General features: G+C 72.0%; 18 protein-coding genes. 12 read left to right on the forward strand and 6 right to left on the reverse strand.

Features of this window, described 5'->3' with window-relative positions; genetic code table 11:
- Positions 1-31 precede the first annotated feature (31 nt).
- The 5 genes from FHU36_RS17535 (at position 32) to FHU36_RS46355 (ending at position 6,568) form a co-directional block, all read left to right on the forward strand.
- Entirely contained in the window at positions 32-1,069 is a 1,038-nt protein-coding gene (locus FHU36_RS17535) for a LacI family DNA-binding transcriptional regulator (protein WP_221496407.1), read from the forward strand.
- Between the two features lie 136 nt (positions 1,070-1,205).
- Positions 1,206-3,302: an alpha-galactosidase gene (locus FHU36_RS17540; RefSeq protein WP_185085057.1), complete on the forward strand. Its 2,097-nt coding sequence runs from the start codon at positions 1,206-1,208 to the stop codon at positions 3,300-3,302.
- A gap of 62 nt (positions 3,303-3,364) precedes the next feature.
- Positions 3,365-4,684: an ABC transporter substrate-binding protein gene (locus FHU36_RS17545; protein ID WP_221496408.1), complete on the forward strand. Its 1,320-nt coding sequence runs from the start codon at positions 3,365-3,367 to the stop codon at positions 4,682-4,684.
- Positions 4,685-4,748: 64 nt separating this feature from the next.
- Positions 4,749-5,696, forward strand: coding sequence for a carbohydrate ABC transporter permease (locus tag FHU36_RS17550; RefSeq protein ID WP_185085059.1), 948 nt, complete (start codon positions 4,749-4,751; stop codon positions 5,694-5,696).
- Positions 5,693-6,568: a carbohydrate ABC transporter permease gene (locus tag FHU36_RS46355; protein WP_221496409.1), complete on the forward strand. Its 876-nt coding sequence runs from the start codon at positions 5,693-5,695 to the stop codon at positions 6,566-6,568. Before FHU36_RS17550 ends, FHU36_RS46355 begins: the two co-directional genes overlap by 4 nt.
- A gap of 26 nt (positions 6,569-6,594) precedes the next feature.
- On the opposite strand, the gene FHU36_RS17560 is transcribed toward FHU36_RS46355, so the two are convergent.
- The gene (locus FHU36_RS17560; protein WP_185085060.1) at positions 6,595-7,416 is read right to left on the reverse strand and encodes an NAD(P)H-binding protein; all 822 of its coding nucleotides are present in this window, start codon (positions 7,414-7,416) and stop codon (positions 6,595-6,597) included.
- A gap of 192 nt (positions 7,417-7,608) precedes the next feature.
- A complete protein-coding gene (locus FHU36_RS17565; protein WP_185085061.1) occupies positions 7,609-8,547 on the reverse strand; it encodes a hypothetical protein in 939 nt (312 codons plus the stop codon).
- Between the two features lie 154 nt (positions 8,548-8,701).
- Here FHU36_RS17565 and FHU36_RS17570 point away from each other — a divergent pair, with 154 nt between their 5' ends.
- From FHU36_RS17570 to FHU36_RS17580, 3 genes are all read left to right on the forward strand, one after another.
- A complete protein-coding gene (locus FHU36_RS17570; RefSeq protein ID WP_185085062.1) occupies positions 8,702-9,199 on the forward strand; it encodes a YcxB family protein in 498 nt (165 codons plus the stop codon).
- 67 nt (positions 9,200-9,266) lie between these two features.
- Positions 9,267-10,565 (forward strand): alpha-galactosidase, encoded by a 1,299-nt coding sequence (gene melA / locus FHU36_RS17575; RefSeq protein WP_185085063.1) that lies wholly within the window; start codon positions 9,267-9,269, stop codon positions 10,563-10,565.
- On the forward strand, positions 10,562-11,356 hold the full coding sequence (locus FHU36_RS17580; protein WP_185085064.1) for a DeoR/GlpR family DNA-binding transcription regulator: 795 nt from the start codon (positions 10,562-10,564) through the stop codon (positions 11,354-11,356). The genes melA and FHU36_RS17580 overlap by 4 nt, the downstream gene beginning before the upstream one ends.
- A gap of 22 nt (positions 11,357-11,378) precedes the next feature.
- Here the strand turns inward: FHU36_RS17580 and FHU36_RS17585 are convergent, their stop codons facing one another.
- Together FHU36_RS17585 and FHU36_RS17590 are read right to left on the reverse strand one after the other, a co-directional pair.
- Positions 11,379-12,683 carry an alpha-glucosidase/alpha-galactosidase gene (locus FHU36_RS17585; protein ID WP_185085065.1) on the reverse strand — a complete coding sequence of 435 codons (1,305 nt, stop codon included), beginning with the start codon at positions 12,681-12,683 and terminating at the stop codon, positions 11,379-11,381.
- The gene (locus FHU36_RS17590) at positions 12,680-13,597 is read right to left on the reverse strand and encodes a carbohydrate kinase family protein (RefSeq protein WP_185085066.1); all 918 of its coding nucleotides are present in this window, start codon (positions 13,595-13,597) and stop codon (positions 12,680-12,682) included. The genes FHU36_RS17585 and FHU36_RS17590 overlap by 4 nt, the downstream gene beginning before the upstream one ends.
- Before the next feature lie 212 nt (positions 13,598-13,809).
- On the opposite strand from FHU36_RS17590, the gene FHU36_RS17595 reads away from it, so the two are divergent.
- The 4 genes from FHU36_RS17595 (at position 13,810) to FHU36_RS17610 (ending at position 18,278) form a co-directional block, all read left to right on the forward strand.
- A complete protein-coding gene (locus tag FHU36_RS17595; protein ID WP_185085067.1) occupies positions 13,810-14,727 on the forward strand; it encodes a carbohydrate ABC transporter permease in 918 nt (305 codons plus the stop codon).
- A gap of 10 nt (positions 14,728-14,737) precedes the next feature.
- Positions 14,738-15,601, forward strand: a complete 864-nt coding sequence (locus FHU36_RS17600) for a carbohydrate ABC transporter permease (RefSeq protein WP_185085068.1) — start codon at positions 14,738-14,740, stop codon at positions 15,599-15,601.
- Between the two features lie 3 nt (positions 15,602-15,604).
- A complete protein-coding gene (locus FHU36_RS17605) occupies positions 15,605-16,933 on the forward strand; it encodes an ABC transporter substrate-binding protein (RefSeq protein WP_185085069.1) in 1,329 nt (442 codons plus the stop codon).
- 82 nt (positions 16,934-17,015) lie between these two features.
- Positions 17,016-18,278, forward strand: a complete 1,263-nt coding sequence (locus FHU36_RS17610) for a Gfo/Idh/MocA family protein (protein ID WP_185085070.1) — start codon at positions 17,016-17,018, stop codon at positions 18,276-18,278.
- A 67-nt stretch (positions 18,279-18,345) separates the two neighbouring features.
- Here FHU36_RS17610 and FHU36_RS17615 read toward each other — a convergent pair whose 3' ends face one another.
- A complete protein-coding gene (locus FHU36_RS17615) occupies positions 18,346-19,080 on the reverse strand; it encodes a dienelactone hydrolase family protein (RefSeq protein ID WP_185085071.1) in 735 nt (244 codons plus the stop codon).
- 131 nt (positions 19,081-19,211) lie between these two features.
- On the reverse strand, positions 19,212-20,426 hold the full coding sequence (locus FHU36_RS17620; protein ID WP_185085072.1) for a hypothetical protein: 1,215 nt from the start codon (positions 20,424-20,426) through the stop codon (positions 19,212-19,214).
- Positions 20,427-20,502: the final 76 nt, after the last annotated feature.

Below are 20,502 nucleotides of genomic sequence, written 5' to 3' on the forward strand. Positions count from 1 at the left end.
CCCGGCTGCCGGGCCGTCCTACTATGTGATCGTGAGTACGAGCCCTCGACGTGCGCCTCGCGGTGCGGCCCCGCCCAGCATCCGCGACGTCGCCGCCGCCGCGGGGGTGTCTTACCAGACCGTCTCCCGCGTGCTGAACGAGTCGCCGCGCGTGCGTCCCGAGACGCGCACCGCGGTGCTGGCGGCCATCGAGCGGCTGGGGTTCCGGCCCAGCCGGACCGCTCGCGCGCTGAGCCTGGGCCGGGCCCGCGCCATCACCGTGGTGACCTCCAACACCGTGCTGTACGGCTATGCCGCCACGCTGCAGGGAGTCGAGGAGGCCGCCCGCGCCGAGGGCATGGCCGTGGGCGTGAGAGTGGTGGAGTCGGCCGAGCCCGCCGAGGTCAAGCAGACCGTCGACTATGTGAGCGACGGCAGTGCGGGCGGCGTGGTGGTGATCGCCTTCGATCCGCCGGGCGTCGCGGTGCTGGAGGCGCTGCCGGAGCACGTGCCCGCCGTCGCCGCCGCGGAGCCGGCCGCGCCCGACCGGGGGCGGGTGGCGATCACGCTGGACGAGCGGCGTGCCGCGACCGATGCCACGCGGCACCTGCTGGCGCTGGGCCATCGCACCGTGCACCACGTGGCGATCCCGTCGGAGGGCGGCGCCGGGGGGCGGCTGGCGGGGTGGCGCGACGCGCTGCAACGGGCCGGTGCGCAGATCCCCGACGTGCTGGGGTGCGGCTGGGACATCTCCTCCGCCTACGCGGCCGGGCAGCGGCTGGCCGCGCGTGACGACGTGACCGCCATCCTCTGCGGCAACGACGACATCGCCCAGGGGGTGCGTCGGGCGCTGTACGACGCGGGCAAGGACGTGCCCGGCGACGTGAGCATCGTCGGCTTCGACGACATTCCGGGCTCGGCGTACTGGACGCCCGCGCTGACCACCGTGCGGATGGACTTCGTCGGGCTCGGGCGGGCCTGTTTCCGCGCGGCCGTGGCCGAACTGACCGGCGAGGCGCAGCCCCGGGCGGACCTCGTGCCGCCGAGCCTGGTGGTGCGCGAGTCCACCGCGCCTCCGTCCCGTGGCTGAAACCCGAACGTAACGATCCCGCAAAGAGGCCTTCCCTCCGCATCGTGTGACCGCTCACACTGGCGCTCAGACACATGTGACCGGTCACATCGCCTCGGGGGCGATGCGACCGCCTCACCCGGAAAGAGAGCTCTTGATGCCTGCTGACGTCGTTGAACATCTGCGCTGGGGGCACTCCGGCCTCGCCGCGGTCGTGGAGATCGGCCCGGACGGCCCGGTGGCGCTGCGCGAGCTGGCCGCCGGGCCACCCGCCATGACGGCGCGGGTGTCGCAGCCGCTCGTGGAGGTGCTGGTGGCCGGCGAGGGCCGGGCCCGGGCGTCGCAGCGGCTGTCGGAGACGGCCGTGGGCTGCCGGCTGCGCTACGCGGGGGCGGAGCAGTCGGCGCGGGGCGGATGGCACGAGCTGCGCCTCCACCTGCGCGACGAGACCTCCGGGCTGAGCGCCGAGCTGACCCTGCGCTCCCGCGAGGGGGTGGCCGCCGTCCAGGCGTCGGCCCGGGTGACCAACGGGGGAGAGGAGCCGGTGCTGCTGCTGGCCGTCACCTCCTTCGCCGCGGGCTTCCTCGGCCGGCCGGTGGACGAGCTGGACGTGCTGCGCGCCGACAGCGACTGGCTGGGCGAGAACCGCTGGACGAGCCGGCCGCTCGCCGAGCACGTGGCCGACCGCGGGCTGGCCGGGCACGGCCAGCACGGCAAGGGCGTGTTCGCGCTGACCAGCTCGGGCACCTGGTCCAGCGGCCGGTACGTGCCGATGGGCGGACTGACCGACCGGAACACCGGCCAGACGTGGCTGTGGCAGATCGAGCACAACGGCCCGTGGCGGTGGGAGGTCGGCGACCGGATGGAGGGCGCCTACGTCGCCCTGTCCGGCCCCACCGACGTCGACCACCAGTGGAACGAACTGCTCGCGCCCGGCGAGTCGTTCGGCACGGTGCCGGTCTCGGTCGCCGTCTCCGCCCACGGAGTCGAGGGCGCGGCGGCGGCCCTGACCGCGCACCGGCGTGCGCTGCTGCGCCCGCACCCCGACCGCCCCCGGCTGCCGGTGGTGTTCAACGACTACATGAACACCCTGATGGGGGACCCGACGACGGACAAGCTGCTGCCGCTGATCGACGCCGCGGCGTCCGCGGGGGCCGAGGTGTTCTGCGTGGACGCGGGCTGGTACGACGACGGCGGCGACTGGTGGGACAGCGTGGGCGAGTGGCTGCCGTCCCAGACGCGGTTCCCGCGCGGGCTGGAGGAGGTGCTGGCCCGCATCGCCGGGCACGGCATGACACCCGGTCTGTGGCTGGAGCCCGAGGTGATCGGCGTGCGCAGCCCCATGGCCGACAAGCTGCCCGCCGAGGCGTTCCTGCAGCGCGGCGGCGTCCGGGTCGCCGAGCACGGCCGTTACCACCTGGACCTGCGCCACCCCGCCGCCGTCGCGCACCTGGACCAGGTCGTGGACCGGCTGGTGGAGGACCTGGGCGTCGGCTACTTCAAGCTCGACTACAACATCGATCCCGGCGCGGGCACCGACCGGGACGCCACCAGCGTCGGCGCCGGGCTGCTCGCGCACAACCGGGCCCACCTGGCCTGGCTGGAGGGCGTGCTGGACCGGCATCCGCACCTGGTGCTGGAGAACTGTGGCTCGGGTGCGATGCGCATGGACTACGCCATGCTGTCGCGCCTGCAACTGCAGTCCACCAGCGACCAGCAGGACTTCCTGCGCTACCCGCCGATCGCGGTCGCCGCCCCGCTGTCGACGCTGCCCGAGCAGGCCGCCAACTGGGCCTACCCCCAGCCCGGCATGACCGAGGAGGAGATCGCCTTCACCCTGTGCACCGGCATCCTCGGCCGCCTCTACCTGTCCGGCAACCTGCACCGGATGACGCCGGACCAGCTCGCCCTGGTCCGGGAGGGTGTCCGGCTCCACCAGAGCCTCCGCCCCGACCTGCTGCGTGCCACGCCGTGCTGGCCGCTGGGCCTGCCCGGCTGGGAGGACCCGTGGCTCGCCCTCGGCCTGCGCGCCGGGGAGGGCACCCACCTGGGGATCTGGCGCAGGCCCGGCGCCGCGGACACCGCCGTCCTCCCGCTTCCACACCTGACCGGGCGTGACCTGGACGTGCGGATCGCCTATCCCTCGGCGGCCGGCGGCTGGACGCACGCGTGGAACCCGCGCACCGCCGAGCTGACCGTCACCACCACCCTGCCCGCACCCACCGCCCGCGTCCTGCGCCTGCGTCCCCTCTAACCCCCCCATACAAGATGTTGCGCCACCATAAGTGGCGGAACATGGATAAAAGGATCTGCACCGTGAAGCTCGCACAGCCTCTCGCCGCCGCGGCGGCCCTCGTCCTGGCCGTCGCGGCCTGCAGCGACCCCGCCTCCGGGCCCGCCACGCCCGCCGCCGGCGCCTCGCCGGCGGCCTGGCCCGCACCCACCGACCGCCTGGACGGGGTCACGTTGACGATCTGGGCGGCCCAGAACAGCAACACCGTGCCCAAGGCCGTGACCGACGCCTTCACCCAGGCCACCGGCGCCAAGGTCGAGGTCGTCACCATCCCCGACCCGTACGAGCAGGGCGTGCAGACCAAGGTCGCCACCGGCGACAAGCCGGACCTGGCGTTCTGGCAGCCGACCGCGTCCATGCTCACCGCGCTGAACGCCCCCGCCAACCTGCAGCCGCTCGACGGCGCCCCCTGGCTCTCCTCCCTGTCACCCGAGCTGCGCGACATCACGGGACTGCTGGACAAGACGCGTTACGCCGCGCTCGTCACCAGTCCCGCGGTCGAGGGCGTCTACTACAACAAGGAGGTCCTCGCCGCGAACGGCGTCAAGCAGACGCCGAAGGACTTCGACGAGCTGGTCGAGGTCGCGCGCACGCTGAAGGGCAAGGGCGTCACCCCGTTCTTCGAGATGGCCGGCGACAAGTGGGCCACCCAGTGGTGGGTGCAGGTCCAGCTCGCCGACGCCGCCCGCGACGGGCTGTGGGACCGGATCAACGCCGGCAAGGAGACCTTCGAGGACAAGACCGTCCTGGACGCGATCAAGAGGTACAAGGGGCTCATCGACGAGGGCCTGTTCAACGCCGACGTCAAGACGGCCACGTTCGAGGACCAGGGCGAGGCGCTGCTGTCCGGCAAGGCCGCCATGGCCGTGCAGGTCAACTCGTTCTTCGGCCAGCTCCAGGCCAAGGCCGACACCGCGGAGCTGGACAAGAGGATCGGGTTCTTCCCGATCTCGCCGTCCGGGAACGTCGGCACCTTCATCCCCGACCAGTCCAACGCGCTGGTGGCCTTCCGCACCGGCGACGCCAGGCGCGAGGCGGCCGCCCGGCAGCTGCTGGCGTACTGGATGGGCCCCGGCTACGCCGGCTTCGTCGCCGACCGCAAGACCGTCTCGCTGCGTTCGGACGTGGACACCCCCGACGGGGTGCCGCAGGCGCTGCTGGACGTGCACGCCTCGCTCGGCCGGTCGGTCGGCTCCATGCAGGCGCTCGCGGTGGCCAACCCCGACCTGTACCTGAACCTGGCCGACATGATCACCGGCAGCCTGACCCCCGAGCAGGTGGCGGCCGCCACGCAGAAGCAGTTCGCCCAGCTCGCCAAGGCGGCCGGCGCCTCCGGCTTCTGACCCACCCCCTCCCGGCGGGAGGCCGGCCCGAGTCTCCCGCCCCGCCCCTCCCGAGGAGCCGATCATGCCGACCGGTCAGGAGACGCTCACCCGCCCGCCCACCGGACGCCGTAAGCCCGCAGGACCGCGACCGGCCGCGACGATCGCGCGAAACCGCACCCACCCGATATGGTTCCTCGCCCCGGCCTTCGCCATCCTGTTCGTCTTCTTCTTCCTGCCAACCGTGTTCAACTTCGTCTACGCCTTCACCGACTGGTCCAGCTTCAAGAGCGACATCCGGCCCGTGGGCTTCGAGAACTTCAGCTACCTGCTGTCGGACGGCACCCTGTTCAGCGCGCTGCGCATCACCGTCAGCTACGCCGTGCTCGTGGCGCTGTTCCAGAACCTGTTCGGCTTCGGGCTAGCCGTCCTGCTGGAGAAGGACACCTGGCTCAACCGGACCGCCCGCCTGGTCTTCCTCATCCCGGTGCTCATGTCGGCCCTGGCGGTCGGCTACCTGTTCCAGGCCCTGCTCAAGCCGGACGGCAGTCTGAACGACCTGCTCTCCGCCGTGACCGGGCAGCCGGTGGACGTCGCCTGGCTGGGCAGCACCACCTGGACGCTCGTGCTGGCCGCGGTCATCCACGCCTGGAAATGGATGGGCCTGTCGATGCTCATCTACCTGGCCGGGCTGAAGACCATCCCGCAGGACGTCACCGAGGCCGCCCGCATCGACGGCGCCTCCAGCGGGCAGGCGTTCTGGTCGGTCCGCTTCCCGCTGCTGGCCCCCGCGATCACCTTCAACGTCGCCACCGCGCTGCTCGGCTCCATGAACGGCTTCGACATCGTCCAGGCGCTCACCGGCGGCGGGCCCGCCCGCAGCACCGAGATCCTCAACATCTTCATCTACCGCACCTTCGGCCAGGGGCTGTTCGCGCAGGCCACGACCATGAGCCTGGTGCTGTTCCTCATGGTCGCGCTGCTGGCCTTCCCCGTCATCCGCGTCCTGCGCAAGAGGGAGGAGATCCTGTGACCGCCCCCGCCTACGGCGCCCCAGCCCGCCGCCGGGTCCCGCCGCCCCGGCCGCGTGGGCTCGCCGCCCGGCTGCGCCCCGCCGCCGTCGTCGCGCTCGTGGTGCTCGTCATGGGCGTGCCGCTGTGGCTGGTCGTCGTCACCGCCGCCAAGTCGCAGGGCGAGGCGCTGTCGCCGGACCTGTCGCTGCCGTCGCGCTGGCAGCTGTGGGAGAACCTCGGCCAGGTCTGGCAGCAGGGCGAGGTGCCGGCGGCGTTCCTCGGCAGCCTGCTCGTCGTCGTGCCGTCGGTCGCGCTCGTGCTCACGCTCGGTTCCATGGCGTCGTGGATCCTCGCCCGCCGCGCCGGGCGGCTGAACGCCGTGCTGTACGCGCTGGCCATCAGCGGCATCGTGCTGCCGCCCGCCGTCGTCACCATCGTGCTGCTGCTGCGTCAGCTCGGCCTGGCCGGCAGCGTCGTCGGCATGGTCGGCGTCTACGCCGGCATCTACATGTCCACCGTCATCTTCTTCGTCACCGGCTTCGTCCGCACCGTGCCCGTGTCGATCGAGGAGGCCGCCCGCATGGACGGCGCCGGGCCGGTGCGGGTGTTCGTCTCGGTCATCCTGCCCCTGCTGCGCCCGGTGCTGGCCACCGCCACCATCCTCATCTGCCTGTACGTGTGGAACGACGTCTTCTACGCGTTCTTCGTCGTCGGCGGGCGGCTCGACACCCTGCCGCTCAACCTGTTCCAGGTCGCCAACGCCGGCCTCTACCTCGACAACTGGCACCTGATCTTCGCCTACATCATCCTCATGAGCCTGCCGCTGCTGATCATCTTCGCCGTCGCCCAACGGAAGATCATCTCCGGCATCACCGGCGGGGCCGTCAAGTAGGGCACCGGCCGGCCCGCGGGCCCGGGTCAGCGGCCCTGCAGGAACGCGCTCGAGTGGTCGTGGACCCACTCGCGGAACGTACGGGCGGCCGCCCCGGTGACCTTCTCCACCGTGGAGGTGACGGGGCCGGGCTCGGTCACCAGCGCGGCCTGGGCCTGGAGAACGCCGTCGACGGCGGCGTCCGGCCAGCCACGGTCGAGCATCTCCCGCCGCGCGGTCGCCGGAGACGTCTCGATCCATCGCACCGGGCGGCCGATCACCTCGCCGATGACGCGTACCTGCTCCGTCTGAGCCAGGCTCTCGGGCCCGGTCAGCTCGTAGCTCGCGCCATCGTGTCCGTCGCCGGTGAGCGCGCGGACCGCGACGGCGGCGATGTCGTGCTCGTGGATGGGGGCCATGGTGGCCGCCCCGTACGGGCCGCGCACCGCGCCTTCGGCGCGGATCTGCGTCGCCCACCGCAACGCGTTGGCCGCGAAGACGTGCGGCCGCAGGAAGGTCCACGCGAGCCCGGTCCGTTCGATCAACCGCTCGGCCCGCTGTTCGTTGTCGCGGACCGCCGCCGACGACAGGTAGACCACCCGGCGGGCGTGCTCGGCGATCACGTCCAGGATCTCGGCCATCCCTTCGGCGGTGGCGAACGGCCATACCAGGAACACCGCGTCGACCCCGGCCAGTGGGGCGTGCAGGGTGTGCGGATCGGCCAGGTCGCCGCGCACGACCTCGATGCCCTGCTGCTCCAGCGCGCGGGGATCACGGGCCAGCGCCCGGACCTCGGCTCCTGTGCCACCCAGGTGGGCCGCGACCTGCCGGCCCACCGTGCCGGTCGCGCCCGTGACCAAGACCTTCATCAGTGGCTCCTCGTCCTCATGGTCCCGCTGCCTCGTGGCCGCGGGACCGGTCGCCTCGTCCCGTGATCAATCGTAGGAAGGCGGGGGAAGATCTCCTATGTGTATGTGTGCTCCGTTCATACGCGATCGTCTTCGCGTCTCCGCGGATGTGGCCTTCCGGCCCTCCGGCCGAACCCCCGGGACCGCGCGGCCTCAACCGTGCAGCAGGTTCTCCCGCCTGGCCAGCAGCCGGGCACGCTCGGCGGACAGTTCGGCGTGGCGGGCCTTCAGGCGCTCACCCGTGTCGCGGACCCATCGGGCCGTCTTCTCGACCTCGCCGAGGGTGTTCTCGATGCGCTGGTGCTTGATCACGTCGGTGACGATGTTGTCGAAGAACGTGTCGACGAACCACCGCGTGTCCACCTTGGGCAGGTGGGGAGGGGTGGGGACACCGACGTCGGCCAGCTCGCGGGAGAAGACGTCCAGGGCCCGCTGGGCGTGCCAGGCGGCCTCGTCGGCGGCGCGCAGCCGGTCGTGCTCGATGGAGTCGGCGATCAGCCCGCCGCCGAACAGGTCCCACGTGGAGGCGCCCCTGGCCGCCTTCAGCGGGCGCAGCACCCGGCCGAGCGCGTCGTGTGCGGCCGCTCCGGCCCGGTGGGCCTCCGCGTGCTCACGCAGGTCGGCCGTCACCCGGTCCAGGGCGGCGCCGAGCTCGACCAGCTCTCGGGCGCGGGCGTCACCGCTCCTGACGAGCCGGCGCTCCTTCGCGGCCAGCAACTCCGTGTACTCCTCCGGGGCGCTCGCCAGCTCGGCCAGCTCGGCCGCGGTCGCCCGCGCATCAGCCTCCAGCGCGGCCAGGCGGGCCCGGTGGCCCTCGGCCCGCTGCCTGGCGGCGGCCGCCTCGGCACGCTCGCGTTCCAGCCGTTGCTCGCGGTTGCCCAGCAGGCGGGCCAGGACGGCGGACAGCCCGCCTTCCAGGCGGGCAACGTCGTCCTCCTCCAGAGACGCCTCCAGTTCCAGGTCGGCCAGGGTGCGGCGGGCCTGCTGGATCTGCTCCGCGGTGGCCTTGCCCAGCCGCCGCAGGTGGTCGGCCCGGTGCATGCGGGCTGCCGCGTCGCGCAGCCGCTCGTCGAGATCCGGTGAGCTCGTCACACCTCGGAGGACGAACGAGACGTCCCGGATGTTCCGTCCGACCGGCCCGGGCCGGTCGGACGGTCCACGCCTGTGCCGACGCGGTCTTGCCGTACGCGGCGTGGAGGAGGGTGGCCATGCCCAGGTCGCGTTGCGAAGCCGTCCCCTGCAGTGAATGATGATCGTCGCATCCGACGAAGGCGGCACAGTGGACATCACGGTCAGGTACGAGCTCTCTCCCGACGAGGTGGCGCGGGCGCTCCAGCAGGGTCTCAACCGGCAGCTGCGGACGCTCTTCGTGGCCCTGCCGGCGGCCTTCACCGTGTCGGGGGCCGGCTGCCTGCTGGCCGGTGCCACCGGCCTCGGCGCGGGCCTGCTGGCCGGGGCGGTGGTGTTCCCGTTCGCGCTCATGTGGTCGGCGCGCAGGATGGCCAGGCGACAGCTCGCCTACCTCTGCGTGCCCACGACGCTCCGGGTGACCGACGACGGCTACGAGTGCGCGACGGACCAATCCACCACCACGGTGCGGTGGTCCATGTTCGCGCGGATCGTCGGCACTCCCGAGTTCTGGCTGTTCTTCATCGGCAGGCAGTGGACGGGCTTCCTCCCCAGGCGCGCCTTCGACGGCGAGCAGCAGGACGCCCTCGACCGCTTCTTCGCCGGCCGGCCGTAGCCGCTCTCGCGCGGGTGAAGGGTTATGATGCCCGCGCGCTTCGTGCGCGGACCAGGCGGGAGGTGGGATGTCGCGGATCGTCTTCATCGGTGCGGGCAACGTCGACCTGACGCGCAGGGTGGTGTCCGACCTGCTGCTCGAATCCGGGCTCCACGGCGAGCTGGAGATCGTGCTGCACGACACCGATCCGGCCGTGCTCGCCACGGCCGAGGCCCTGGTGCGGTCGCTCGACGCCGAGGCGGGCTCCGCGGCGACGATCATCGTGTCCCTCGATCGGCGGCGCGCGCTCGACGGCGCCGACTTCGTGGTCAGCCACGTGGACGTGGGCGGGTTCGAGGCCACCCTGCGCGACTTCGAGATCCCGCACCGGTACGGCCTGCGCCAGACGATCGGCGACACGATCGGCATCGGCGGCATCTTCCGCGGCCTGCGCACCATCCCGTTCTTCGTCGAGCTGGGCCGCGAGCTGGCCGAGCTGTGCCCGCAAGCCTGGCTGCTCAACTGCAGCGACCCCATGGCGATGACGGGATGGGCCGTGCAGGAGGCCACCGGGTTCGACCGGTTCGCCGGGGTGTGCCACGCCGTGTGCGACACGCACACCTACCTCGCCGACCTGGTCGGGCGGGGGGTGGACGAGATCAGCTTCCTCAGCGCCGGGGTCAATCACCAGTCGTTCGTGCTGCGGTTCGAGGCCGAGGGGCGCCCCCTGTACCCGGAGCTGGACGCGCTCCTCGCGGCCGACGCGGAGCTGGCGAGGCACGTGCGCGTCGAGATGTACCGCCGGTTCGGCTACTTCCCGACCCAGTCGAGCGAGCACGCCGCGGAGTACGTCCCGTGGTTCCTGCCGCACGCCGAGGAGACCACGCGCCTGGGCGTGCCGGTGGAGGAGTACCTGCGGCGGGTCGGCCAGAGCATGCACCAGTACGAGGAGACCCGCCGGGCGCTGTCGGCCGGGCGGTCGCTGCTGGTGCGCTGGCAGCACCAGGAGCCGGCGGCGGCGGCGATCCTGGCCGTGCTGACCGGACAGGAGAAGGAGGTCTACGTCAACGTCCGCAACGGGGGCCTGATCGGCAACCTGCCGGCCGACTGCTGCGTGGAGGTCCCGGCCCTCGTCGATGCCACGGGGATCCATCCGCGGCCGGTGGGCGAGCTGCCGACTCAGCTCGCGGCGCTGAACCGTACGTTCCTCAACGTCGTCGAGCTGACCGTGCGGGCGGTGCTCGACGGTGACCGCAGGCACGTCCACCACGCGGCGATGCTCGACCCCAACACGGCGGCGACCCTGCCGCTGCCCGCCATCGAGGCGCTCTGCGACGAGTTGATCGAGGCGCACGGCGGTCTGCTGCCGGAGGCGATCCGCCGATGAGCGAGTCCATGCCGACCGAGGTGCGGCGGGAGCGGATGCTCGGCCTTCTCGTGGAGCAGGAGTTCGCCCGGGTGGCGGAGCTGGCCGAGGTGTTCGGCGTCTCGACGGTGACGGTCCGGGCCGACCTGGACGCGCTGGAGGAGCAGGGCAAGGTCCGCCGGGTGCGAGGCGGCGCGGTGGCGGCGAGCCCGCCGCCGCGGGGGGAGCCGTCGTTCGAGCTGTCCCTGGGCGCGGCGGCGGTGGAGAAGGCGCTCATCGCCCGGGCCGCGGCCCGGCTGGTCGGCTCCGGGGAGAGCGTGCTGATGGGGGCGGGCACGACGACCGCGTACGTGGCCAGGGAACTCGTGGCCCGCCCGGACCTGACGGAGGTGACGGTGTTCACCAACGGCCTGCGCACGGCGCTGGAGCTGGAGCCGGCGCTGCCGAGGTTCGCCGTGGTGGTGACCGGGGGCAGCCTGCGCCGCCAGCAGCACTCGCTGGTCGATCCGCTGGGGGGCAAGATCTTGGAGGGCATCCGCGCCCACACGGTGTTCGTCGGGTGCGGGGGCGTCCATCCCGAGGCGGGCGTCACGAACGTCAACCTGCCCGACGCCGAGATGAAGCAGCGCATGCTGCGTGCCGCCGCCCGGCGGATCGTGGTGGCCGACTCCTCCAAGCTCGGCCGGGTCGAGATGGCGCCGGTCTGCGCGCTGTCGGAGGTGGACCTCCTCATCACGGGAGAGCCGGCCGACCCGGAGACGGTCGAGTCGCTGCGGGAGCGGGGGCTGAAGGTGGAGATCGCCGGCAGGTAGCCGGTGGGCAGCCCCCACGGCGTCAGTCCGCCAGCGTGGCGCGAAGCGGTTCGGGCAGCAGCGCCCCGTGCGCGCGGACCAGGTCGTCGCACAGCCGCCAGATGGCCTCCAGCGACAGCGTGGCCGAGGTGTTGGGGTCGACCATGAGCGCGTGCCGCACGTGGTCGGGCCGTCCCTCGACGGCGGCGCGCACGACCAGTTCGTTCACGTTGACGTAGGCCCGGTTGAGCCCGGCGAGCTGCGGTGGCAGCGCCCCCACGCGGGTGGGCCGGACTCCTGAGGAGTCCACCGCGCAGGGCACCTCGACCACGCATCCGGCGGGCAGGTTGGCGATCAGTCCGTCGTTGACCACGTTGCCGTAGACCACGCGGGGCGTGCCGGTGACCATGCTGTGGATGATCTGCGGCGCGTACTCGTCGGTGCCGGCGATCGCCAGCTCGGCGTCGTCGCGGACAGCCTGCCGGGTGCGCTCGTACTCGTGCACGTTGTCCGCGCTGATGCGCACGTACGCGCCGACCGGGATGCGCAGCCGGTCGATCTCGGCGTCGTGACGCATCAGCCAGGGCAGGTATTCGGCCGAGTGCTCGCTGGTCTCGGTCGGGTAGCTGCCCAGCCGCCGGTACATCTCCACCCGGACGCGGCGCCGCAGCTCCGGGTCGCGGGCGATGGCCGTGTCGAGCCGGTCGTAGAGGTTCTCGCCGTCGCGCTCGAACCGCAGCACCCACGCCTGGTGGTTGACTCCGGCGGCCAGGTAGGTGATCTCCTCGTACGGCACCGCCACCAGGTCGGCCAGCCCGCGCATGGTCCAGTAGACCGAGTGGCACAGCCCCACCACGTTGCGGACCTTCCCGGCCAGGTACCAGACGTTCATGGCCATCGGGTTGGTGTAGTTCAGCAGCACCGCGTCCGGGCAGACGGCGGCCATGTCGGCGGCCAGCGCGTCCAGCACGGGGAAGGTGCGCAGCGCCCGGAAGACGCCGCCGACGCCGATGGTGTCGGCGATGGTCTGGCGCAGCCCGTAGCGGGCGGGGATGTCGAAGTCGGTGACGGTGGCGTCGTGCCCGCCGACCTGGATCATGTTGATGACGAAGTCGGCGCCGTCCAGGGCGGCTCTGCGGTCGAGGGTGGCGGTGATCTCGGGCCGGGCGCCGCGGGCGGTCGCGATCTGGTGGGCGGCCGCCTCGGCCACCTCCAGCCGCTCGGGGTCGATGTCGTGCAGCGCGACGCGGACCGCGTCCAGTTCGGGGTAGGCCAGCAGGTCGGCCAGGAGGCCCTGGGTGAACACGACGCTCCCCGCGCCGACGAAAACGATCTTCGGCTTCTTCATGAGGTGACTTCCTCCCAGGTCGGCTGCGCCGCTGTGCCCCCTGCGGCTCGGGTGGAGAGGGTGCCGCAGGCCACGGCGACCTCCAGGGCGCGCCGTACCGGCAGCCCGCGCAGGCGGGCCGCCAGCAGGCCGGCGTTGAAGCTGTCGCCCGCGCCGACCGTGTCGGTCACGCGGGCGGTGACGGCCGGGACGCGGAGCGGTTCGCCGCCGTCCACGGTGAGCGCGCCGTCGCCGCCGCACTTCACCACCGGAGTGGTGCCGCGCGCGGCCAGGGCGCGTACCGCGGCGTCGAGGTGGTCCGTCCCGGCCAGGGCGAGCGCCTCGCGTTCGTTGGGCAGCAGGACGTCGGTCAGCGGCAGCACCTCGTCCAGGCCCTGCCATCGGTCCGACGGGTCGTCGTTGGTGTCCAGCGACGTGGTCGCCCCGGCGGCCCGCGCCGCCGCGTACAGGCCGGGCAGTCCCGCGGCGAGCAGCGGCTGCAGGAAGTACGACGAGACGTGGACGTGCCGCGTGCGCCGGAGCAGCTCCGGGGGGACGTCGGCGGCGTCGAGCCGGTCCAGGCAGCCGGGCGCGGTCAGGATCGCCCGGTCGGCTCCGTCCGCCAGGACGACGGTGAGCGCGGTCGGCGCGCCGGGGTCCACGACGCAGGCGGACACGTCCACGCCGGCGCGGGCGAGCGCGTCGAGCACGAAGGTCCCGGCCGGGTCGTCGCCCACCCGCCCGACGAAGGCGGTGCGCAGCCCGAGCCGGGCCGCTCCGTGCGCGGTGATCGCCCCCGAGCCGCCGAGCACCAGGTGCCCCGCGTCCACGAGGTGCTCGCGCTGGCCGAAGGCGGGCGCCCGAGGCGCCCCGGACACGATCACGTCGGGGTTGGCGTCGCCCACGACGAGCAGGTCGAGGTCTGAGAAGGCCATGAGGAGGACGGTCCCAGGACCTTCGATATCTTGTCAATACTTTCGATTATCTCCCCATGTCGCCAAGGTGTGTTGCCGAAATACCAGGCCAGGACGCTAATCCTCTCGAAGGTATTGACAAGATTTCGTAAGTGGCCATGATGGGCTCCAACATTCCGCACCAGTGGCCCAGGAGGTCCGGCGATGCTGCGACCAGCCGAACGGATCGGCCCATGACGACGACGCTCACCGAACCAGCGGTCCGCCGCCGGGTCAGGACCAGGCCGCGCGGAGACGGCGCGATCGCGCTGGCCTTCCTCGCCCCCGTGCTGCTCGGCTTCGCCCTGTTCTACCTGTATCCGGCGCTGCGCGGCGCGTGGTACTCGCTGACCGACTGGAACCTGCTGTCGCAGCCGCGGTTCGTCGGCCTGGACAACTACGCCAAGCTCGCCCGCGACCCGCTGTTCTGGAACTCGCTCAAGGTCACCGGCGGGTACGTGGTCATGAACATCGGCATCCAGATGATCGCCGGACTCGGCCTCGCGGCGCTGCTGCACCGGCTGACCCGATCGCTGCTGGTCCGCTCGCTGCTCGTGGTGCCCTGGCTGGTGCCCAGCGTGACCACCGGCCTGCTGTGGATGTGGCTGCTGGACGCCAACCTGGGCTTCGTCAACCACCTGCTGGTCGCCCTCGGCCTGGACAACCAGGGGTTCCTGACCTCGCCGGACCTGGCGCTGCCCAGCGTGGCGATGATCACCTCCTGGAGCGGCACCGGCTACACGGCGTTGCTGCTGTACGCGGGGATGCTGCTGGTGCCGCCGCAGGTCTACGAGGCGGCGGCGCTCGACGGCTCCGGCGAGGTCCGCACGTTCTTCCGGATCACGCTGCCGCTGATGCGGCCCATCCTGGCGTTCGTGCTGGTGGTCTCGCTGATCGGCTCGTTCCAGCTCTTCGACACCGTCGCCGTCACCACCATGGGCCGTCCGGCCAACGCCACCCGGGTCGTCTACTTCTACATCTACGAGCAGGCGTTCACCCACTTCAAGATGGGCTACGCCTCGGCGCTGGCGCTGAGCCTGCTGCTCATCCTCGGCGTGCTGACCTTCGTCCAGATGCGCCTGCTGCGCGCCTCGACCTCGGACCTCGCGTGAGGGGACGCGCATGAGAAGACTCGCCTGGGCCGGCCTGATCCTGGCCGTGCTGATCTCCCTGTTCCCGCTCTACTGGATGCTGCGCACGGCCATCACCCCCGGCCGCGAACTGGTCGGCGACAGCGCCGGACTGCTGCCCGCGCACCCGACCCTGGTCAACTTCGAGCGGGTCCTCGGCCTGGCCACCCGCGAGGAGTCGCGGGCGGCCGGCGGGTCGGGAGCCGACCTCGACTTCTTCCGCTACCTGGGCAACTCGATCATCTACACCGGGCTCGTCACGTCCGTGCAGACGCTCTGCTGCGCGATGGCCGGCTACGCCTTCGCCCGCCTGCGCTTTCCCGGCCGCGACCTGCTGTTCGGGCTGTTCGTCGCCGCGTTGATGGTGCCGCCGATCTTCACGCTGCTGCCCAACTTCGTCCTGGTCAAGGAACTCGGCTGGCTCAACACCTTCCAGGGCCTGGTCGCCCCCAGCCTGCTCATGTCGCCGTTCGCGGTCTTCTTCCTGAGGCAGTTCTTCCTCGGCGTGCCGCGCGAGGTGGAACAGGCCGCGCTCATCGACGGCGCCGGCAGGGGGATCATCTTCTGGCGCGTGGTGCTGCCCATGACCAAGGGGCCCCTGCTGACGCTCGCCCTGACCACCGCGGTGTGGACGTGGAACGACTACCTGTGGCCGCTGCTGGTGGCCCCGGGTGAGGAGACCCGGGTGCTGACCGCGGCGCTCGGCATCTTCCTCAAGCAGTCGCCCAACACCGCGCCCGACTGGACCGGGCTGATGGCCGGCTCCGCCCTGTCGGTCCTCCCGGTCCTGCTGCTGGTGGTCTTCTTCGGCCGCCGTCTCGTGGACTCCATCCAGTTCTCCGGCATGAAGGGATAAGTCATGAGAAGAGGTTGTGCGGCCGCGGCTCTGCTGCTGCTGGCGGCGGCGTGCGGCAGCGGCGGTGGCGACGGGCCGGAGGACGGCAAGGTCACGCTCACCTACGCGCTGTGGGACGACGTCCAGCAGGGCGCCTACCAGCAGTGCGCCGACGCCTTCCAGCAGGCCGACCCCGGCGTGACCATCAAGATCACGCAGAACGCCTGGGACCAGTACTGGCAGAACCTCACCACCCAGATGGTCTCCGGCCAAGCCCCCGACGTCATCACCATGCAGGCCTCCTACTACCCGCAGTTCGTCAAGAACGGCCAGCTCCTCGACATCGACCCCATGGTCAAGGCCGACAAGGTGGACCTCACCCGCTACCGGCCCGGTCTGGCCGAGCCGTGGGTCAAGGACGGCAGGCGGTACGGCCTGCCCAAGGACTGGGACACCATGGCCGTCATCTACAACACCAAGCTCGCCGAGCAGGCCGGCGTGGACCTGTCCGAGCTGACCTGGAACCCCGCCGACGGCGGCACCTTCGAGAAGGCCATCGCCAGGCTCACCGTCGACCAGAACGGCAAGCGCGGCGACGAGCCCGGCTTCGACAAGACCAAGGTCGCCGTGCACGGCATCGTGCCGGAGCTGAACGACGGCTCGCAGGGCCAGAACAGCTGGGGCAACCTCGCCGTCTCCAACGGTTTCGGCTACATCGACAAGAACCCGTTCGGCACCCGCTACTTCTACGACAGCCCCAAGCTGGCCGAGACCGTCACCTGGTTCCGGCGGCTCATCGACAAGGGCTACGCCGCGCCGTACGACAAGACCAGCTCGCTCGGCATCGACGCGGTGCTGAACTCCGGCAAGGGCGCGCTCGGCATCACCGGCTCCTGGATGATCAGGACGTACATGGAGTCCACGGAGCAGAAGTTCGCCTTCGCGCCGCTGCCGACCGGGCCGCAGGGCCGCAAGTCCGCCTTCAACGGCCTGGCCGACGTCATCTACTCCGGTACCCCGCACCCGGAGGCCGCCTGGAAGTGGGTGAAGTTCCTCGGCTCGCCGGCGTGCCAGGACATCGTGGCCCGCAACGCGGTGGTCTTCCCCGCTGTGGCCTCCTCCTCCGAACGCTCGCTGGAGGCGTACCGGGCCAAGGGCTGGGACGTTCGGGTCTTCGTCGAGGAGGCGGAAGCGGCGGACGGCACGTTCCTGCTGCCGGTCAGCGACCATGGTGACGAGATCAACCAGATCGTGTCCAGCGCTCTGGAGGAGGTCTGGCTGGGCCGCAAGGACGCCCAGACCGCGTTGACCGCCGCCAACCAGCAGGTCAACGCGCTCTTCACCGCCAACTGAACCCCCGCCGGCCCCGCCCGGCCGCCGCCGACGGCGGCCGGGCGGTTGCCCGGAACGAGTGATCGGCCCAGGAAGGAGCCACATGTCCGATGTGACGCTAGCTCTCGTCGGCGCAGGACTGCGCGGGCAGTCCTACGCCCGCCACGCGGTCTCGACCGGCAAGGGGCGCGTGATCGCGATCGCCGAGCCGGACCCGGAACGCCGCCGGGCTGTCGCCGCGGAGTTCGACGTCGCGCCCGAGCGGGTGTACACGGACTGGGCCGACCTCGCGGCGGCGGGCCGGCTGGCCGACGCGGCGATCGTCGCCACGCAGGACCGCATGCACACGGCCCCGGCCGTGCGGCTGGCCGACCTCGGCTATCACCTTCTCCTGGAGAAGCCGATGGCCACCAGCGCGGACGAGGCGGCACGGATCGCCGAAGCAGCCGAGCGCAACGACATCATGCTGGCCGTCTGCCACGTTCTGCGCTACACCCCCTACACGCGCGTGCTGAAGCGGCTGCTCGGCGAGGGCCGGATCGGCCGGCTGGTCAACCTGCAGCATCTGGAGCCCGTGGGCTGGTGGCACCACGCCCACTCCTTCGTGCGCGGCCACTGGCGGCGGCAGGACACCTCCGCGCCCATGCTGCTGACCAAGGCCTGCCACGACATCGACTGGCTGATCCACCTGGCCGGGCAGGCGCCCGCCCGGGTCAGCTCCTTCGGCACCCTCACCCACTTCCGTCCCGAGGAGCGGCCCCCCGGCGCGGCCGACCGGTGCGTGGACTGTCCCCTGGAGCCCTCCTGCCCCTACTCCGCCAAGCGGCTCTACCTCGGGTGCCTGGGTGATCCGCAGCGGGAGTTCTGGCCGCTGGGCGCGGTCACGGAGCGGCGCGACACCGAGGGCGTGCTGGCGGCGCTGCGCACCGGCCCCTACGGCCGCTGCGTCTACGCCTGCGACAACGACGTCGTCGACCACCAGGTCGTGGCGATGGAGTTCCCCGACGGCACGACCTGCTCGTTCACGATGAGCGCCTTCACTCCGATGGAACACCGCCGCACCCGGCTGCTCGGCACCCACGGCTACCTCGACGGCGACGGTCGCACCCTGCGCCTGGTCGACTTCAGGACGGGCCGGGAGGAGATCATCGACAGCCACGCCGGCCATGGACCGAGCGCCGCGGACGGCCACGGCGGCGGCGACGAGGCGTTGACCGAGGCCTTCCTGGCGGCCGTGGCCGGCGGCGATCCGACGCTGATCTCCTCCGACGCGCTGACCAGCCTGGCCAGCCATCGCGTGGTGTGGGCCGTCGAGCGGGCCAGGACCACCGGCTCGGTGGTCGAGCTCGGCGCGCCGCCGGCCTGACTCCGTTCGACCGCCGGCCGAGCGCCGCAGGCTCGCCTCCGGCTTCCCGCACACGCGACGAGGCGCGTCAACGGTGGTCGGCGACGTACGTGTCGAAGAAGGCGAAGGTGCGCCGCCAGGAGTCCTCCGCCGCCGGGCGGACGAGGCCGTGGCGCAACGGGAACAGCGCGAGTCTCGCTAGTGGATGGTGTCCGTCGGTCATGAAGGAGTGCCCGGCGCCGGGATAGATCTCGACGTCGTGCTCGATGCCGAGCGCGCGCATGTGCTCCTGCAGCCGCCTGCCGTGCGACCGGAAGCCTGCGTCGCGGCCGCCGTAGGAGCCCACGACCGGGCACACCGCGCGCAACTCCTCTTCGTCGCGGGGAACCGCGCCGTAGTTCACCGACGCGGCCCGCACCCCAGGGGGCGCACTCGCCGCGTAGGCGAGCGCGAACCCACCGCCCATGCAGAATCCGATCACGCCGAGCCGGTCGCCGTCGACGTCTTCGCGCCCGGCCAGCCACCGCCGCGTCGCGTCGATGTCGGAGGTGGGCCGGCCCGGCCTGCCGGTGGCCAACTGGTGCATGGCCCGCGCCAGGCACCCGGTCCTGGTGCCATGGCTGTAAAGATCGGGCAGGACGGCCGCGTAGCCACGGTCGGCGAACAGATCCGCCACATCCAGCATGTCAGGTTCGACACCGTAGATCTCGTGCACGACCACGATCCCCGGCCAGCCGGTCGCCGGCGCGGTCCCCTCCGGCAGGGCCACGGTCGCGGCCAGCGAATCGCCGTCCGGCAGCGGAACGCGCACCTCTCGTCTCATCGGCGCTCCTCAATGATCTGGGCGAACGGGAACGTCACGTTACAGGTTCGCCGCCGACGCTCAGCACCCGCTGGACCGCGGGCTGTCGCCACATCGGCCGGGCCCACGGTGTCCACGTCACAAGGTGGAACTCAGTGGTAGCGGGCGATCATGGGCCCGAAGTTCCTGCCGTAGGCGAGGCCGACGGCGTAGACCGTCCTCGTTCCGGGCACCGCGCTCACCGCGGAGACGTCGACCTCGCGCCTGCGGTTCGCCCCCGCCATCGGCGGCAGCTCGGTCCGGCTGCCGTCGGGCGCGACCCGGATGGTCCCGCTCAAGCCGCTCTCGGCGGCGGCCCAGTCGACCAGGATGATCCCGTTCGCGCCGTCGGAGCCCGACGCGCTGACGTCGGCCGAGCCCGGCACCCGCGACCAGGCGCTGCCGTCCCAGTGCAGGGTGATCGTGGTTCTGCTCCTGCCGTCCTCGTAGTCGAACTCCTCGCTGGTGCCGATCGCCCACACGTTGCCGGGACTGTGGGCGACGACCTGGGTGAGCATGATCGACGGGATGCTGCCGTCCGGCAGGCCCTGGCTGTTGATCCCCTTGCTCGGCGTGCGATCCTCGGGCGCGGGGACCAGCTGCCATGACCGGCCGTCCCAGCGCATGGTCGCCGCCTGCGAGCTGGAGCTCCCCTGCGCGAGCGGCCGGCCGGTGCCGCCGACCGCCCACACCTGGTCGGGCGCCGCGGCCGACACCGACGCCGCCCAGGCGGGCAGACGCATGACCGTCCAGGCCCGGCCGTCCCAGTGCGCGGCGTGATCCCCCACCACCAGCCACACGTCGTCGGGTGCGAGGGCGGTGGCACCGGCCCGCTCGCCCGGGTTGTAGTCCATGTCCGGTAGCGGAACCCGGCTCCAGCGCTCGCCGTCCCAGTGGTGCGCGGCCAGAGCGGTGGTGGTGGCGAAGATCCACGCGTCGCGCGGTCCGGTCGCCACCAGCGCGGGAAACCTCTCGTAATCCTTGGAGTCCCACGTCACCTCGGGTGCGGGGCGCTCGCGCCAACGCCGGCCGTCGAAGTGCAGGAGCAGCAGCCGGCCGGTGCCTTCGCTCGGGCTGCCGATCGCCCACACGTCGCGCGGACCGCTGGCTGCGACCGCGTTCAACCGGGTTCCGCGCTGGTCGCCGACGTGCTCGAGCCGCCAGCCCCGGCCTCGGGCCGTACGGACTGGAGAGGGTCTGGGGGTTGCCGTGGTGACGCTGGGGGCGGTGGCGGTCGGCGCGGGCGCACCTCGCGGCGGCGGCGCGGCGGCGCACCCCGCGCCCAGGACGGCAGCCGCGCACAACGCGGCCAGGCGCTTGGCACTCATGGCACGGGATGCTTGAGACGGGCGGTGATCTCGTTCAGCGGCTCCCCACGACACCAGCGCGGCAACCTCTGCGACG

The organism is Nonomuraea muscovyensis (genome assembly GCF_014207745.1).
Classification (GTDB): domain Bacteria; phylum Actinomycetota; class Actinomycetes; order Streptosporangiales; family Streptosporangiaceae; genus Nonomuraea; species Nonomuraea muscovyensis.

Coding starts and splice junctions, on each gene's coding strand:
- melA (WP_185085063.1), top strand. CDS start 9,267: ATGTCGCGGATCGTCTTCATCGGTGCGGGCAACGTCGACCTGACGCGC.
- FHU36_RS17590 (WP_185085066.1), bottom strand. CDS start 13,597: ATGGCCTTCTCAGACCTCGACCTGCTCGTCGTGGGCGACGCCAACCCC.
- FHU36_RS17620 (WP_185085072.1), bottom strand. CDS start 20,426: ATGAGTGCCAAGCGCCTGGCCGCGTTGTGCGCGGCTGCCGTCCTGGGC.
- FHU36_RS17615 (WP_185085071.1), bottom strand. CDS start 19,080: ATGAGACGAGAGGTGCGCGTTCCGCTGCCGGACGGCGATTCGCTGGCC.
- FHU36_RS17550 (WP_185085059.1), top strand. CDS start 4,749: ATGCCGACCGGTCAGGAGACGCTCACCCGCCCGCCCACCGGACGCCGT.
- FHU36_RS17585 (WP_185085065.1), bottom strand. CDS start 12,683: ATGAAGAAGCCGAAGATCGTTTTCGTCGGCGCGGGGAGCGTCGTGTTC.
- FHU36_RS17580 (WP_185085064.1), top strand. CDS start 10,562: ATGAGCGAGTCCATGCCGACCGAGGTGCGGCGGGAGCGGATGCTCGGC.
- FHU36_RS17570 (WP_185085062.1), top strand. CDS start 8,702: ATGATGATCGTCGCATCCGACGAAGGCGGCACAGTGGACATCACGGTC.
- FHU36_RS17600 (WP_185085068.1), top strand. CDS start 14,738: ATGAGAAGACTCGCCTGGGCCGGCCTGATCCTGGCCGTGCTGATCTCC.
- FHU36_RS17605 (WP_185085069.1), top strand. CDS start 15,605: ATGAGAAGAGGTTGTGCGGCCGCGGCTCTGCTGCTGCTGGCGGCGGCG.
- FHU36_RS17540 (WP_185085057.1), top strand. CDS start 1,206: ATGCCTGCTGACGTCGTTGAACATCTGCGCTGGGGGCACTCCGGCCTC.
- FHU36_RS17610 (WP_185085070.1), top strand. CDS start 17,016: ATGTCCGATGTGACGCTAGCTCTCGTCGGCGCAGGACTGCGCGGGCAG.
- FHU36_RS17595 (WP_185085067.1), top strand. CDS start 13,810: ATGACGACGACGCTCACCGAACCAGCGGTCCGCCGCCGGGTCAGGACC.
- FHU36_RS17560 (WP_185085060.1), bottom strand. CDS start 7,416: ATGAAGGTCTTGGTCACGGGCGCGACCGGCACGGTGGGCCGGCAGGTC.